The organism is Kitasatospora sp. NBC_00458 (genome assembly GCF_036013975.1).
In the GTDB taxonomy this organism is placed as follows: Bacteria; Actinomycetota; Actinomycetes; order Streptomycetales; family Streptomycetaceae; genus Kitasatospora.
This window is the reverse complement of sequence record NZ_CP107904.1, coordinates 5,320,365-5,336,014: the sequence shown is the minus strand read 5'-3', so window position 1 is coordinate 5,336,014 and position 15,650 is coordinate 5,320,365. Positions and strand designations below refer to the sequence as shown.

At 76.3% G+C, this 15,650-nt stretch carries 9 protein-coding genes and 1 pseudogene; 2 read left to right on the top strand and 8 right to left on the bottom strand.

All coding sequences use genetic code 11. The features are described from left to right. Positions 1-60: 60 nt before the first annotated feature. Positions 61-1,083, bottom strand: a complete 1,023-nt coding sequence (locus OG550_RS22230; protein WP_327680179.1) for a MazG family protein — start codon at positions 1,081-1,083, stop codon at positions 61-63. A gap of 284 nt (positions 1,084-1,367) precedes the next feature. Beyond that, positions 1,368-1,967 (bottom strand): hypothetical protein, encoded by a 600-nt coding sequence (locus OG550_RS22225; protein WP_327680177.1) that lies wholly within the window; start codon positions 1,965-1,967, stop codon positions 1,368-1,370. A gap of 236 nt (positions 1,968-2,203) precedes the next feature. On the opposite strand from OG550_RS22225, the pseudogene OG550_RS22220 reads away from it, so the two are divergent. Further along, a pseudogene (locus tag OG550_RS22220) lies at positions 2,204-2,908 on the top strand (phosphatase PAP2 family protein); the annotation flags it as partial. A gap of 267 nt (positions 2,909-3,175) precedes the next feature. On the opposite strand, the gene OG550_RS22215 reads toward OG550_RS22220, so the two are convergent. The 5 genes from OG550_RS22215 to OG550_RS22195 form a co-directional block, all read right to left on the bottom strand. Further along, positions 3,176-3,904, bottom strand: a complete 729-nt coding sequence (locus OG550_RS22215) for a response regulator transcription factor (RefSeq protein ID WP_327680174.1) — start codon at positions 3,902-3,904, stop codon at positions 3,176-3,178. A gap of 7 nt (positions 3,905-3,911) precedes the next feature. After that, positions 3,912-5,336, bottom strand: coding sequence for a sensor histidine kinase (locus tag OG550_RS22210; protein WP_327680173.1), 1,425 nt, complete (start codon positions 5,334-5,336; stop codon positions 3,912-3,914). 334 nt (positions 5,337-5,670) lie between these two features. Next, a complete protein-coding gene (locus tag OG550_RS22205) occupies positions 5,671-7,416 on the bottom strand; it encodes a serine/threonine-protein kinase (RefSeq protein ID WP_327680171.1) in 1,746 nt (581 codons plus the stop codon). After that, the gene (locus OG550_RS22200) at positions 7,413-8,192 is read right to left on the bottom strand and encodes a hypothetical protein (RefSeq protein ID WP_327680169.1); all 780 of its coding nucleotides are present in this window, start codon (positions 8,190-8,192) and stop codon (positions 7,413-7,415) included. Before OG550_RS22200 ends, OG550_RS22205 begins: the two co-directional genes overlap by 4 nt. 231 nt (positions 8,193-8,423) lie before the next feature. Continuing rightward, entirely contained in the window at positions 8,424-10,604 is a 2,181-nt protein-coding gene (locus tag OG550_RS22195) for an N-6 DNA methylase (protein ID WP_327680167.1), read from the bottom strand. 235 nt (positions 10,605-10,839) lie between these two features. Between OG550_RS22195 and OG550_RS22190 the strand changes: the two genes are divergently transcribed. Continuing rightward, positions 10,840-11,475 (top strand): DUF4352 domain-containing protein, encoded by a 636-nt coding sequence (locus tag OG550_RS22190; protein WP_327680165.1) that lies wholly within the window; start codon positions 10,840-10,842, stop codon positions 11,473-11,475. 126 nt (positions 11,476-11,601) lie between these two features. Here the strand turns inward: OG550_RS22190 and mfd are convergent, their stop codons facing one another. Next, positions 11,602-15,234 (bottom strand): transcription-repair coupling factor, encoded by a 3,633-nt coding sequence (mfd, locus tag OG550_RS22185; RefSeq protein ID WP_327680163.1) that lies wholly within the window; start codon positions 15,232-15,234, stop codon positions 11,602-11,604. Between the last annotated feature and the right edge of the window lie 416 nt (positions 15,235-15,650).

Genomic DNA, 15,650 nt, shown 5'->3' with positions numbered 1-15,650 from the left:
AACGGGCTACTCGGGCTGCTCGGGCCGCGCGGGCGGCGCGGACTACTCGGCCTCGGTCGGCTACTCGGGCTTGAGGCCCTCGGCCGCACGGACGGCGTCGCGGTAGCCGCGTGCCGCCGCCCGCAGCGCCGCGTCCACGTCCACCCCCGCGTCGTGCGCGCGCTGGGCCACCGCGAGCAGCAGCCCGCCCGCCGACTCCGCCGTGAGCTCCGCGGGCAGCTCGTACGCCTCGTCCGGCACGCCCCCGAACCCGGACCGGCGCACCCGCGACACCAGCTTCGCCGCGTACGCCAGCGACGGCAGCCCGGCCGGCACGCCGTCCAGCACCGACTCGCGATCCGACTTCTCCGCGGCCTTCAGCGTCTCCCAGTTCGCCTCCACCTCGGCCGAACCCGCCGCCTCGGCGTCCCCGAACACGTGCGGGTGGCGGTACATCAGCTTCTCGACGATGTCACCCGCCACGTCGTCCACCGAGAAGGGGTCCGTGGGGTGCTCCTCGGCGATCCGGGAGTGGAAGAAGACCTGCAGCAGGACGTCCCCCAGCTCCTCGCGGAGCGTGTCGCGGTCGCCCTCCTCGATCGCCTCGACCAGCTCGTAGGCCTCCTCGACCAGGTACTTCACCAGACTGGCGTGGGTCTGCTCGGCGTCCCACGGGCAGCCGCCCGGCGAGCGGAGGCGGTCCATCACGGAGACCAGGTCCAGCAGGCGGGCGCCCGGCAGGTCGTACGAGCCGGGCAGCACCTCGATCTCCGGCACCTCGCCCGCGTGCTCCACCGCGAGGCGCGCCAGCGCGTCGGTCAGCCCGGGATCGCCGTCCGGGCCGCCCAGCCAGACCGTCGGGCCCGCCCCGGCCGGCTGGCCGGTCAGCAGCCTGGCCAGCGCCGGCGCGGAGCCGGGCGCCACGACCTCCACCTCGACGCCGGCCTGGCGCACGGGAGCGAGCTGCGGATGCCCGGCGTCCCCCGCGAGCACCCGCCCCGCCGACCGCAGTGCCTCCCAGGCGGGCCAGGAGAGCAGGCCGGGGGCCACCCGGTGAGTGGTGGTGAGGAGGACCAGCTTCGCGCCCGGAGGATTCGTCGTCACACCCCCGAACCTACCCGGCACCGCAGCCTCCCCGCTCCCGGGTTTCGCCTCCCCCCGGCCCGGCCCCGAGCGGCCGGCCGACCTCGCCGACGCCCTGCTCCACGTCCCGCCGGGCACCCCCGGCCACAACCGCCGGGCCACCCCCACCGCGCCCGCCGGCGCAGCTAGCCGGACCCGCCGACCTCCCGCTCCGCACCACGCCGAGCACCCGGCCACACCCACCACGCGGAAAGCCGGACCCGCCGACCTCCCGCTCCGCACCGCGCCGGCCTCGCCTGCTGCGGTCAGCGGGTCAGCCAGGGGTGGGTGGTGGGGGCGAGCGTGACGTGGTCCGGGTCCCAGGTCCCGTAGCGGGGGTTGACGCGCAGCTGGAGGGCGGTCGCGGCGGCGGCCAGCGCCCGGCGGACCGCCCTGTCGCCCGCCGGGGTACCGGCGTCCTCACCGGCCGCGGCGGCGAGGCGGCGGATGCCCAGCCGTCGGCGGACGTAGTCGTCGATCGCCCCGCCCGGTACGCCCAGCGCGGCCAGTGCCCTGACCAGCGGCTCCCCGCCGCCGTACCGTTCCTCCTCCGCCGCGCGGGCCGCCGCCACCTCGGCGGCACCGACCGCCGGCCCCCGTTCGGCCACCGCCCGGGCCACCACCGCGTCGAGCACCAGGTCGGTGACGGCCCGCCGGACCAGCCCGTCCGGCTCGTGCCGTGCGTCTGCCGACGCGCCGCCGGTCACGTGCCGGAGTTCGGCCACCCGGGCCTCCACCGCCCCGACCGGGATCCGCCGACCGCCGAGCAGTGCCGCGGTGCCCGCCGTCAGCCCGGGGCTCCCGCAGGCGGTCAACGCCGCGGCGGCCAGCAGGGCACCGGCGACGGCGGTCCGACGACGGTGCATGGCGGGCCTCCGGGAGGCTTCCGGGGCGACGGCCCGGCGGGACGGCGAGGGGCGAGGCCACGAGCGGCCCGGCGTTCGCCCCGAGCCTAGGCCGGGCCGGCGGCCCCGGCGCGGACCGTGGCCCGAACGGGTCATCCGTACGGAGCAACCCGGGCGTCAACCCTGACGATCGTCGGGGTCGTCGTCTGACTTTCGGGTCGGGCCGTGGCCTGCCCACTGCTCCTACCGTCCCGATCATGTCGAAAACGGTCAGGGGAAACACGGACAGCAGGGGTGACAGAGCGAGCCGGGCCGACACCCCCGGGAGGCGAGCGGCCGGGGAGCGAACGGACAGGAGACGGACGGCGGGCGGGCGGACGGCGGGCGGGCGGACGACCGGTGCGCGGGTGGCCCTCGCGGTCGGGCTTCCTGCGCTGGGGACCGGCCTGGTCGGCGTTCTGGCGCCCGAGCGCGGTGGCGGCGACGAGCCGGTCCGGGTGGTCGCCGGCGCCTCGGCCGCCGGCTACCGGCGGGTGGCGGACGCCGTCGCCGACGCACCGGACCGGCTCGTCGGGCTGCTGGAGCCCGCGACCGAGGCCGGACTGCTGGTGCTGGGCCTGCTGCTGGTGCTCTGCTGGTGGACGGCGCGGCGGCGACGGGACACCCGTACGGTCGCGGGCGTGGCGCTCACCGGCCTCGGCACGGTCCTCGCGTACGCGGCGAGCGAGGCACTGAAGGTCGTGATCGACGAGGAACGGCCCTGCCGCGCGCTGTCCGGTCTGCCGGCCACCGCTCTCGCCGAGTGCCCGCCGCCCGGGGACTGGTCGTTCCCCAGCAACCACGCGACCCTGGCCGTCGCGCTGGCCGCCGGACTGGTGCTGCTGCGCCCGCGCTGGACCTGGCTGGTCCTCCCGGTCGGCCTCGGCACCGCCGCCCTGCGGGTCGCGGCGGGCGTGCACTACCCGCACGACGTGCTCGCCGGGGCCGCCCTGGGCGGGACGGTCACGGCGGCGGTGGTCGTCGCCCTGCTCGCTCCGGCGACGGTGGCGGTCGGCGCTCTGGGCGGGGTCCGGTTGCTCGGCCCGCTGCTGCGGGCCCCGGGCCCCGCTCCCGTCACACCGGCCGTCCCGGTGGCGCCCGCAGCGTCCGCCGCGACCGCCCCGTCCGCCATGACCGCCATAACCGCCCCGTCCGCAGCGTCGCCCCCGGCCGGGCCCCGGGTCCCGGCGTCAGGCCCGGGGGGCCTCGGTCAGACCGGCCTCGTGGGCGAGCACGGCGGCCGCCGCCCGGTTGGCCACCCCCAGCCGCGCCAGGACGGAGCTCACGTGGCCCTTCACGGTGCCCTCCACCACGCCGATCCGGCGGGCGATCTGACCGTTGGACAGCCCGGCCGCGACCAGCGCCAGCACGTCCCGCTCCCGGGTGGTGAGCCCGGCCACCTGTTCACGGGCGGCGGTGCGACGGTCGGCCGGTCCGGCGGTCCCGGCGGCGAGGTGGGCCACCACCCGGGCGGCCACCCTGGGTGAGAGGTACGCGGCACCGTCCGCCACCGCCCGCACCCCGGCGATCAGCTCCTCGGGCTCGCCCGACTTGATCAGGAAGCCGTTGGCACCGCCGCCGAGGGCCCGCAGGATGTAGTCGTCCTCGCCGAACGTCGTCAGCATGACGATCCCGGTGGGGGCCCCGGTCCGGGTGGTGGCGGCCACCCGGCGGATCTCGGCGGCGGCGGCGATGCCGTCCGTGCCGGGCATCCGGATGTCCAGCACGGCGACGTCCGGACGGTGCCGCCGGACCAGCTCGACCGCCTCCCGGCCGTCCCCGGTCTCGGCGACGATCTCGATCCCCGGGTCGGTCGTGAGCACGGCCCGCACACCGGCGCGCACCATCGGCTCGTCGTCCGCGATCACCACCCGGACCGGCACGGGGGCGGAGGCCGGGTCCGGTGCCCCGGCGCTCATCCGGCGCTCACGAGACGAGGGCGTCCAGGGAGATCAGCACGTCCCCCTGGAAGCAGAGCCGGTACGCGTCCCCGGAGCGGTCGTTGTTGAACGGCTCGGCCGTGATCGCGTAGTACTCGCACGTCACTCCTTCTCCCCGGGGCGGAGGGTCGCCCACGGACGGATGGTACGGAAACTGATGTTCCGGCAGAAATCGCTGGACCGTCGCCCGGTCCTGGCCGACCCGCAGCATGGCGTAGTCCGCCGGGTCCAGTACGGCGCGGCCGGTGGAGTAGATCGTCCACCCCCGCAGGCCGGCGGTCAGCACCAGCGCCGTGGCCAGCGGCGCCAGGACGACCGCCACCATCATCCGGCCCACCCGGCGCCGGGCGTGCCGCAGTTCCCGGGCCGGCGACACGACGGCCGGACCAGGTGTCGGAGCCACCGGCGCACCGGACCGGGGCAGGTACGCGGACACCTCGAAGCCCCCTGGGTCGCCCGCCCCCGGCCCGTGGCCGAACGTGCCGCCCGCCAGCCGGACCCGCTCGGCCAGGCCGATCAGCCCCCGGCCACCGCTGCCCGGTGCGGGCGCCGGACCCGCCGCCGCGCCCGGCGCCGCCGGACCGTTGGCCACCAGGATCCGGGCGCCGTCCGGCGCGTACGCCACCTGCACCGTGACCGGGGCTCCCGGGGCGTGCTTGGCGGCGTTCGTCAGCGCCTCCTGGACCACCCGGTACGCGGCGTGCTCGGCCGCCAGCGGCAGGCCGCCCGGTTCACCGTCGAGGGTGAACCGGACGTCCAGCCCGGCCGCCGCCGACTCGGCCACCAGCTGCGGCACGCCCACGTCGGCTGGGCCCCGGGCGGCGGGCCCGTCCGCCTCCTCCCGCAGGATCCCGATCACCTCGCCGAGGCGCTCGACGGCGGCCGCCGCGCCCGCCCTGATCTCCCGGGCCACCTCGCGATGCGGGGCGGCGAGGTCGGGCGCCAGCTTCAACGCACCGGCCCGCAGGGCGATCAGGCTCAGGTCGTGGCCGAGTGCGTCGTGCATGTCCTGCGCGATCCGGGCCCGCTCGCGCATCCGGGCCTGCTCGGCGACCAGCTGCTGCTCACGCTCCAGCCGCTCCGCCCGTTCCCAGCCGGCCCGCACCAGCTCCTGCGACTGCCGCCAGAACCGGCCCACCATCCAGGGCGCCATCCCGGCGCAGACCAGCAGGGACACGAACGACGTCCCCGCCACCATCCACGCCGGCACCGCGACCGCCGCCAGCACTCCGACGGTGACCAGTACGGCCAGCACCACCACCGCCGGACGCACCCGGTCCATCCGCAGGCCGGCCAGGAACGCCGCCCCGATCGCGGGCACCACCCACCAGACGGCCACCGGGCTCAGCCCGACCGCCACCGCGGCCACCGCCAGCAGCCCCCGGTCCACCCACCGCGCACTCGTCCACATCCGCACGACCCTACGGAACGCGTCGCGGTCCGCGGATCTGTCGAAAGTCATGCCCGCGCACAGGAGGTCGGCCCCGCCGACCGCCGTTCCGCACCCCGGAGCCCGCGGCACACGTAGCACCCGCAGCGCCACCGACGGACCCGGCGGGCGTAAGCCGCCGCCCACGCTCCCCGGCCTGGCGGGGTGCGGTCAGGGAGCGGGGCAGGGCAGAGCAGGGCAGGGCAGGGAGCGGGACGGAACGGGTCGGAGCCCCGCCCGGCGGCTCACGGCGGGTGCGGGCCACGGACGGCGTGCGGTCAGGGGCGGCCGGCACGGTCGCGCACGGCCGGCACGGTCAACGGTGGGACGGCGGCCAGGGCGTGGCGCGGGGGTCGGGCGTGCCGGTGGCGCGGTGGGGCTGCAGGGAGTCGAGCGTCTGGCGGAGCCGCCGGACGGCCGGGTGGTGCGGACCCTCCCGGCGCTCACGGTCGAAGAGCAGCTGGAGCAGCCACGACCAGGCCGCCTCCGTCTCCCCGAGTGCCACGAGCAGCGCGCCGATCCGCTCACGCAGGTCCAGTACCCGTTCCTGGTCGGCGTCCGGCCAGCCGTCGAGCAGGGTCCGGTACTCGGCGAGCGCCTCGGCGACCTGGCCGAGCTGCTCCAGGCATTCGGCGGCCCGGTGGCGGTGCTCCAGGGCCGCCCGGCCGTGCGGGCCGCCCTCCGCGGTGGCGGCGAGCAGCCGGTACTCCGGCAGCGCCTCGCGGTGGCGCCGCTCCTGCAGCAGGGTGCGGGCGTAGATCGTCCGGACCGTGCGGGCCAGCGCCGCACCGTCGCCGAGCTCGGCCCGGACCCGGGGCAGCAGCCGGGCGGCGACGTCGAGCACCTCGGCCCGCCGCCCGGCGTCGACCAGGTCGGAGAGCCGCGCGCAGGCCGCCGCGAGGTCGTCCTCCGCCGGGTCGCCCGGTGCCGGAGCCGGGGCGGGGGCGGGGGCCCACGCCGGGGCCGCGACCGGCGGGACCAGGGCAGGCTGGATCCGGGCAGGCCGGCTCGGCGCACCGGCCATCAGGAACGGCGGCGGCTCGGCCCGCGGAGGCGCAGGCGGTGCCGACTGCGCGGGCTGCGCCGAAGCCGCCGAACCGGCCGGACGGGGCTGCGGCTGCACCGGGTACCGGTAGGGCCGGGCCGGATCGGGCAGCGGTCCGTACCGGGGCTGCGGCACCGACAGGGCCGCGGGCAGCAACGGGAGCAGCCGTCCGTGCACCTCCTGCGCGTCGGCCGGGCGGTCCTCCGGCCGCTTGGCGAGCAGGTCGAGGACCAGCCGCTCCAGCGGCTCCGGCACCTCGGGGCGCAGCTCGCGCAACGGCACCGGCGGGTCGTCGACGTGCCGGCGCAGCAGGCCCAGCGCGGTGGGCGCGCGGAACGGTCCCTCTCCGGCGAGCATCTCGTGCAGCAGGCAGCCGAGCGCGTACAGGTCGCTGCGCGGGTCGACGGTGCCGGTCAGCGCCTGTTCGGGCGCCATGTAGGACGGGCTGCCGATCGGGACGCCGGTGAGGGTGAGGCGGGTGGCCTCGGGGTCGAGCGCGGTGGCGATGCCGAGGTCGAGCAGGACGGTCCGGCCGTCCTCACGGACCATCACGTTGCTGGGCTTCAGGTCGCGGTGGACGACCGGCACCGCGTGGACGGCGGCCAGCGCCGTGCAGAGCTGGGCGGCCACGGCGACCGCGCGCTCGACCGGGAACGGCGCGTCCTCGGCGATCAGGTCGGCCAGGCTGACACCGGTGACGCGCTGCATGACGAGGTACAGCTCACCGCCGTCCTCCCCGGCGTCGAAGACGGTGACCAGGCCCGGGTGGTCGAGCGCCGCGGTGGTCCGGCACTCGCGGAGGAAGCGGCGGCGCAGGTCGTCACCGGGGCGGCGGGGGTCGGCCGCGGTGCCGGCGGGGTCCGATGCGGCGGCGAGGAGGCGGTCGGTGCGGAGCAGCTTCACGGCGACCGGCCGGGAGAGCCGGTCGTCGCGACCCGCCCAGACCTGGCCCATGCCACCGTGGCCGATCTTCTCGGTGAGGTGGTACCGGCCGTCGATCACCCGGACGACGGTCACGGTCGGCCCTCGCGGGCCTGACGACGCAGCAGTTCGCCGAGCTCGCGCAGCTCGTCGGAGGTCGCCGGGCCGGACGCGCCCGCCCCGGCTGCGGCGGGCCCGGCCGGGGCGGGCGCCGGCGGGTACGGCGCGGGGGCCGCGAACGGCTGGGCAGGAGTGCCGTACGGCTGGGCGCCAGGCGCCGGGTAGCCGTACGCCGGCTGGGCGGGGGTTCCGTACGGCTGGGCGGCGGGCGCCGGGTAGCCGTACCCCGGCTGGGCCGGGTGGGGAGCGGTGGCGGCCGCCAGGCCGTGCGGACCGACCGGGGCCGGCGGCTGCGGGCGGCCCGCGGCCCAGACCGCGGCACGGTCCATCAGCAGGAAGTGCACCGGCGGGACGAACCACATCAGCACCATCATCACCATGCCGACGGTGTCGGCGGTGGGCGAGCTGCCCTTGGGGCCGTCACCGGCGATGCCGATGCTGACGAAGTAGGTGAGGAAGAGTCCGGCGAAGACGACCGCGCCGAGGATGTCGTACGCCCGGCGCCGGCGGACCGCCAGCAGCAGGGACGGCACCATGCCGAGCAGGCCGATGGTGAGGAGCGGGGCGAGGACCACCAGCACCCGGCCGAGCACGCCGTACGGGCCGACGGGCCGCGCCTGGGCTGGCACCGGGCCGCTCCAGGTCGGCGGTGCGGGGTACGGTGCGGCGCCCGGTATGCCGCCGGCGGGCGCGCCACCCGGGTAGGCGCCGCCGGGCGGCGGTCCGAACTGCCCGGGGTACTGCCCTGACATGCGTGCTCCTGAGCGGGTGAGTACGACAGCCGTCCGGGTCACGGAGCGACCCAGCACACCGTACCGCTACCACCCGACGCGCCGGGATCCCTTCCGGCACCGCCGTCACCGTCGCCGTCACCGGGTCCCGGCCGCCCCGCTCGCCCCGTGAGCCCCGTGAGCCCTGTGGACCCTGTGAGCCCCGGCCGTCCCGGTCCCGGTGCGTCGCGGGCGGCACCGCCGGACGGTCCGTCAGGGGGTGTGCGGCGGCTCGGCGGCGCCGGTGGCGAGGGCGTCGGTGAGGGCCTGGGTGAGGGCGTGGCCGAGCGAGGCGGCCTGCTGCAGGGTGGAGTCGAACGCGGCGAGGCGGGCGAAGGCCTCGCCGAGACGGCGCTGTTCGGCGATCGGGAGGCGGGGCAGCTCGACGCGGCGGATGTCGAGGCGGGTCGTGGTGGAGGCGTGGCTGGTGGCCCGCCGGGCGGCCGCAGTGGAACGCAGGTGGCCGGCCAGGAAGTGCGGGTCGAGGGCGGCCGGGTCGGGCCGGAGCAGGTGGAGCTGGCGGCCCAGGGCGGCACCGGACGGCGCTCCGGCGGGGCCGACGACCCGCGCGGCGGCGCCGCCGAGGGCCGGGACGACGACATCGCCGGTCCTGGTCAGCGGCTCGCCGTGGGCGGGCGCGGCCGTCCGGTCGAGGACGGCGGCCGGACGGGTCCCGGCGGCGAGGTCCTGGTCGGTCAGCACGGGCGTGCCGGACGGGTCGGTGGCGGACGGCACTCCGGGTGCGCCGGTCCCGGAGGAGTACACCTCCAGCACCCCGGCCCGGACCAGCTCCCCCAGCGTGACCACCGCGCCGGCGCCCGCACCCGCGCCCCCCGCACCGGAACCCGCACCGGAACCTGCGGCGGAGCCCGCGCCGGTCGGCCCGGGGAGCAGCGCGTCGGGCGCGCCCAGGCTGTCCAGCAGTTCGGTCAGCCGGCCGCTGAGGTGGGACAGTTCGGCCGCACCGCCGAGCGGGGCGGCCGGCGGGACGTGACGGGTGGGCGAGAGGTCGGTCTCGTCGTCGAGCAGGTCGATGGCCGCCATGGTCCGGTACTCCCCGGGGCGGTCCGGGGGCAGCGGCAGGCCCTCGCGGGCGGCGAGGTCGAAGGCGCGCCAGGCGTCCAGGACGGTCCGGTGCAGTTCGGGCCAGCGGACCTTGTCGCGGCCGCCCTCCGCGACCTCGGCCGAGGACGGCGAGGCCGAGGCCGCGTCCAGCAGCAGCACGTGGCGGAAGTCGTCCCCGGGGAGCGGGGCGCGCAGCACCCAGAGGTGGAGCGGCACCCCGTACGGGGGTGCGGCGCCGGCCGGGAGGGCGACGACGGCGCGCAGGGCGCCGGTGCGCAGCAGTTCGGCCCGGACCCGGCGACCGGCCCGCCGGGTGGCGACGGTCGGCGGGAGGAGCAGGGCGGCGAGGCCGCCGGGGCGGGTGTGGGCGAGGCAGTGCAGCACCCAGGCGAGCTCGGACTCCCCGCGGGGCGGGACGAGGCCGCCGGGCCACCGCCGGTCGAACTGGAGCTCGTCGTGCCCCCAGTCCCGCTCGTTGTAGGGGGGCTGGCAGAGCACCGCTTCGAAGGTGCGGCCGGGGTGGGCGTCGGAGCGCAGGGCGTCACCGGCGCGCAGGTCCAGCGGGAGCGGCCCGGGGTCGGCCGCCGGCGTCTGCAGAGCGAGCCGGAGCAGGGCGAGCGCGGTGGTGACCGGGTCGGCATCCTGGCCGTACCGGCCGGTGGTCGGCGGGAGGGCGAGCAGCAGGGCGCCGAGGCCGGTGGCCGGGTCGAGCACGGTGGCGGGCACTCCGGCGACGGCGGCGAGCAGCCCGGCGGCCTCCGGCGGGGTGGGGCTGAGCTGCCGGGTGTTGGCCTCGGCGTACCGGGTGAGCAGCTGTTCGAAGGCGCCGGAGGGGCCCGCGGCGCCGGCGAGTTCGGTGAGGAGGCGGGCGAGGTCCAGCTGGGTGGAGCCGAGCAGTCCGGGCAGGTGGAGGCCGGCGGCGCCGTCGGGGCCGAGGGCGGTACCGGCGGTCTCGGCCAGTGCGCGGGGCAGGGCGATGGCGAGCCTGGTCTCCGGCTCTCCCGCGAGGGCGGTCCAGCGGTCCGGTGCGCGGTGGTGCAGCAGGAGGACGGCACCGGCCTGGACCAGCGGGGCGGCGGGGTGGCCCGCCGGGTCGCGGAGGGTCTCCACCAGCCGCCAGACGCGTTCGAGCAGCGGCAGTTCGGCGATCTTGCCCTGGGCGCGGAGCCAGGCCTCGACCTCGGTGAGCGCGAAGGCCGGGCTGCTGTCGGTGCCGCCGACCGGGCGCGGGAAGTCGGGGTGCCGGCGGCGCCAGTTGCTGACGGCCGCGCGCCCCACTCCGGCCAGCCGGGCGATCTCGACGGCGGTCACCTCGGGACGGTCCGGCATGGGGGGCTCCTTCGGCGACGGCGACGACGACAGTGGCGACGGCGGCCCCGGGGGCTGCGCCGCGTGGCGGGGCGTACGGGTGTGACCACACAGCATAGCCAGCACGGTCCGGCGAACCGTTCACACGTGAACGGAGATGTTTCACGAATCTCCGTTGACATCGTTCACAGCAGGTGATGTGATCTGTCCTGTCGACGCCGCACCAGGCGGCACACCGGAAGACCAGGAGAGCCCCATGTCCACGACCCGCCGCACCGCCGCCCTGCTGCTCGGCGCCGCGCTCGTCACCCTCACCGCGACCGCCTGCACCTCGACCGGCGGCCCCACCGTCTCCACCGAGGCCAAGCAGACCTCCGCGGCGGCGCCGGCCGCGGCCGACGGCAGTGCCGCCCCGGCCTCCCCGGCCGAGAGCAAGCCCGCCGAGACCAAGCCGGCCGACGCGCCCAAGGCCCCCGCCAAGATCGGCGACACCATCGCCCTCAAGGGCAGCCTGGACAAGGGCAACACCGCCGACGTCACCGCGTTGAAGGTGGTCGACCCGGCCGCGAGCAGCAACGAGTACCTCAAGGCGGAGGACGGCAAGCACTACGTCGCCGTGCAGTTCCAGATCAAGCCGACCGGCTCCAAGGCCTACGGCGAATCGCCCTTCGTCAGCGCCAAGCTGCTCGACACCCAGGGCCAGGCGTACTCCGCGACGCTCGCCGACACCAAGGCCGGCCCGTCCTTCCAGACGCCGACCAACATCGCCGCCGGCGAGACGGGCAAGGGCTTCGTCGCCTTCGAGATCCCGGACGGCACCAAGCTGGACAAGGTCCAGTTCGCCCTGGACAGCGGCTTCGCCCAGCAGGTCGGCCAGTGGAAGATCGGCTGACGGCCCTGTTCACAGCCTCCTCCCCCGACAGCCCCGCCCCGGACCGCCCGGCGGTCGCGGCGGCCGGAACGGAAACGGCGGCCCCGGGCGTCACCGCCCGGGACCGCCGCTCACCGGAGGACCCGGCTACTGCTTCTTCGACCCCGCCAGGTCGTCGAACATCGCCGACAGGAACTCCCGGCACCACGCCAGCAGCTCCCGCCCGACCAGCGGCTTGCCGCCGATCCGGCCGGTGGCCGGCCGCGGCACCAGCAGCAGCTGGGCCGCCGCCTTCACCTGGCTGCGCGGGTAGAGCCGGTTCAGCCGCAGCTGCTGGGACTCCCGCAGCTCCACCGGACCGAACCGCACGTTGGAGCCCTGCAGCGTGATGTCCGAGATGCCGCACCGCCGCGCGTACAGCCGCAGCGCCGCCACCATCAGCAGGTTCTCCACCGCCTCCGGCAGCTTCCCGTACCGGTCGACCAGCTCGTCCCGGACCTGCTTGATGTCCTCCTCCGAGTTGACCGCCGCGATCGAGCGGTACGCCTGGAGCCGCAGCCGCTCGCCGGGCGCGTAGTCGTGCGGCACGTGGGCGTCGACCGGCAGCTCGATCTTCACCTCCAGCGGCTGCTCCTCCGGCTCGCCGCCGTTGGCCAGCGACTCCCGGAACTCGGCCACCGCCTCGCCGACCATCCGCATGTAGAGGTCGAAGCCGACCCCCGCGATGTGGCCGGACTGCTCGCCGCCGAGCAGGTTGCCCGCCCCGCGGATCTCCAGGTCCTTCATCGCGACGTACATGCCGGCACCCATCTCGGTGTGCTGGGCGATGGTCGCCAGCCGCTCGTGGGCGGTCTCGGTCAGCGGCTTCTCCGGCGGGTACAGCATGTACGCGTACCCGCGCTCCCGCCCGCGGCCCACCCGGCCGCGCAGCTGGTGCAGCTGGGAGAGGCCGAACGTGTCGCCCCGCTCGACGATCAGGGTGTTGGCGTTGGAGATGTCGATGCCCGACTCCACGATCGTGGTCGACACCAGGACGTCGAACTCCTTCTCCCAGAAGTCGACGACGACCTTCTCCAGCTGGGTCTCCCCCATCTGCCCGTGCGCGGTGGCGACCCGCGCCTCGGGGACGAGGTCCTTCAGCCGGGCGGCCGCCTTGTCGATCGACTCCACCCGGTTGTGGATGTAGAACACCTGTCCCTCGCGCAGGAGTTCACGCCGGATCGCGGCCGAGATCTGCTTCTCGTCGTACGGACCGACGAAGGTCAGCACCGGGTGCCGCTCCTCCGGCGGGGTGGTGATGGTGGACATCTCGCGGATCCCGGTGACGGCCATCTCCAGGGTGCGCGGGATCGGGGTGGCGGACATGGTGAGCACGTCCACGTTGGCCCGCAGCTTCTTCAGCTGCTCCTTGTGCTCGACGCCGAACCGCTGCTCCTCGTCGACGATGACCAGCCCGAGGTCCTTGAAGCGGGTCTCCGAGGAGAACAGCCGGTGAGTGCCGATGACCACGTCCACCGAGCCCTCGAACAGCCCCTCCAGCACGGCCTTGGCCTCGCTGTCGGTCTGGAAGCGCGACAGCGCCTTCACCGTGACCGGGAAATTGGCGTACCGCTCGGCGAAGGTCGAGAAGTGCTGCTGCACCAGCAGCGTGGTCGGCACCAGCACCGCCACCTGCTTGCCGTCCTGCACCGCCTTGAAGGCCGCCCGGACGGCGATCTCGGTCTTGCCGTAGCCGACGTCGCCGCAGATCAGCCGGTCCATCGGGACGGACTTCTCCATGTCCGCCTTGACCTCGGCGATCGTGGTCAGCTGGTCGGGCGTCTCCGCGTACGGGAAGGCGTCCTCCAGCTCGCGCTGCCACGGGGTGTCCGGCCCGAAGGTGTGGCCGGGCGCGGCCATCCGCGCCGAGTACAGCTTGATCAGGTCGGCGGCGATCTCCTTGACCGCCTTCTTGGCGCGCTGCTTGGTCTTCGCCCAGTCCGCGCCGCCCAGCCGGTGCAGCGTCGGCGCCTCGCCGCCGACGTACTTGGTGACCTGGTCCAGCTGGTCGGTCGGCACGAAGAGCCGGTCCCCGGGGTGGCCCCGCTTGGCCGGCGCGTACTCCAGCACCAGGTACTCGCGGGTGGCGCCCTGCACGGTGCGCTGCACCATCTCGACGTACCGGCCGACGCCGTGGGCCTCGTGGACGACGTAGTCGCCGGCCGCCAGCGCCAGCGGGTCGATCGCGTTCCGGCGCCGGGACGGCATCCGCCGCATGTCCTTGGTGGAGGACTTCTGGCCGGACAGGTCGGTCTCGGTGATCACGGTCAGCTTGAGCGCCTCGTCGACGAAGCCGTGCTCGATCGAACCGCAGGAGACGTAGACGACGTCCCGGGTCGGCGCCTCGGCGAGGTCGGCGACCAGCCGCGCCGGGATGCCCTCGTTGCCGAGCACCTCGGCGAGGCGGCTCGCAGGCCCGTGCCCCTCCGTCACCATGACGACCCGCCAGTCGGCGGCCAGCCGCTCCTTGGCGTCGGCGATCGCCCGCGCGGTGTCGCCCCGGTACGCCTCGACCGCGTGCATGCCCAGCGTCAGCGTGTTGGCGTCGAACTCCAGCACCTCGTGCACCGAGGACTCACTGGTGGCGAACGGGCTGACCGACCACCAGGGCAGGCCGATCTCGGCGGCGTGCTCGCGCACCTCGGCGAGCGAACGCAGCGAGGCGGCCGAGACGTCGATCGCCTCCAGGTCGATCGGCCGGTCCCCGCCGGAGGCGGCCGCCACCCAGGAGGCGTGCAGGAACTCCTGGCTGGTCGCCACCAGGTCGGAGGCCCGGGTGCGGACCCGCTCGGGGTCGCAGACCACCGCGACCGATCCGAGCGGCAGCACGTCCAGCAGCAGCTCCATGTCGTCCACCAGGACGGGGGCCAACGACTCCATGCCCTCGACCGCGATGCCCTCGGCGATCTTGTCCAGGATCTCGGCCAGACCCGGGTGAGCGGTCGCCAGCTCGGCGGCCCGGGCCCGGACCTCGTCGGTCAGCAGCAGCTCACGACAGGGCGGCGCCCAGAGGCCGTGCTCGGCGATCTCCAGCGAACGCTGGTCCGCCACCTTGAAGTAGCGGATCTCCTCGACCTCGTCGCCCCAGAACTCCACCCGCAGCGGGTGCTCCTCGGTCGGCGGGAAGACGTCCAGGATTCCGCCGCGCACCGCGAACTCGCCGCGCTTCTCGACCAGTTCGACCCGGGCGTAGGCGGCTCCGGCGAGCTTCCCGGCCACCTTCTCCAGGTCGTGCGACTCGCCCCGCTGGACGGCCACCGGCTCCAGTTCGGCCAGCCCCTTCACCTGCGGCTGGAGCACCGAGCGGACCGGCGCCACGATCACCTGCACCGGACCGGCCGCAGGGTCGACCGCGTGCGGGTGGACGATCCGGCGGAGCACCGCCAGCCGGCGGCCCACCGTGTCCGAACGCGGCGACAGCCGCTCGTGCGGCAGCGTCTCCCAGGCCGGGTACTCGGCGACCGCGTCCGGCGGCAGCAGCGAGCGCAGGGAGGCGGCGAGGTCCTCGGCCTCCCTGCCAGTGGCGGTGACGGCCAGCACCGGTCGGCCGCGTTCCCCCGCCGCCTGGCCGGCGAGCGCACGGGCCAGTGCGGCGATCGCGAACGGCCTGGCGGCGGGCGGTCCGACCAGGTCGAGATGGCGGCGGCCGCCGGCCGCGGCACCGGTGGCGGTCGCGGCCTCGATCGCCTCGGCGAGCGCCGCGTCCCGCGCGACGACATCGAGCAGTCCGGTCAGGCTCATCTGGAGTCTCTTCTTCGTCCCGTGGCTGGTGCTGCCCCGGGCCCCGAAGGCCCGCCCGGGCAACGCGAACGGCCCGGCACGCCGAGCGGCCGGGGGTCTCCAGCCTACGCCGCGAGGCTGACGCGCACGCGGCGCACGGCCGGGCGCGGGCCCGGCCCCGGCCGGGCCGCGTCGGGCCGGGGGGCGGGCCGGGGGGTCGGGCCGGGAGCCTGGCGGGGGCGCGGCGGGCGCGGGCGAGGAGGGGCGTGATCCCCGTGCGGGCGGAGTGACGGCCGACCGGGCATCCGGACGGCGGACAGGGCGACGGCACGGGCGCCTGCGGGGACGGCGGCACGGACGCCGACGGGGGACGACGGCGAGCCGTGGCCGGGCGCGGACGAACCACCGGCCGCACGCTGCCGCTCAGGCCGTTCCGC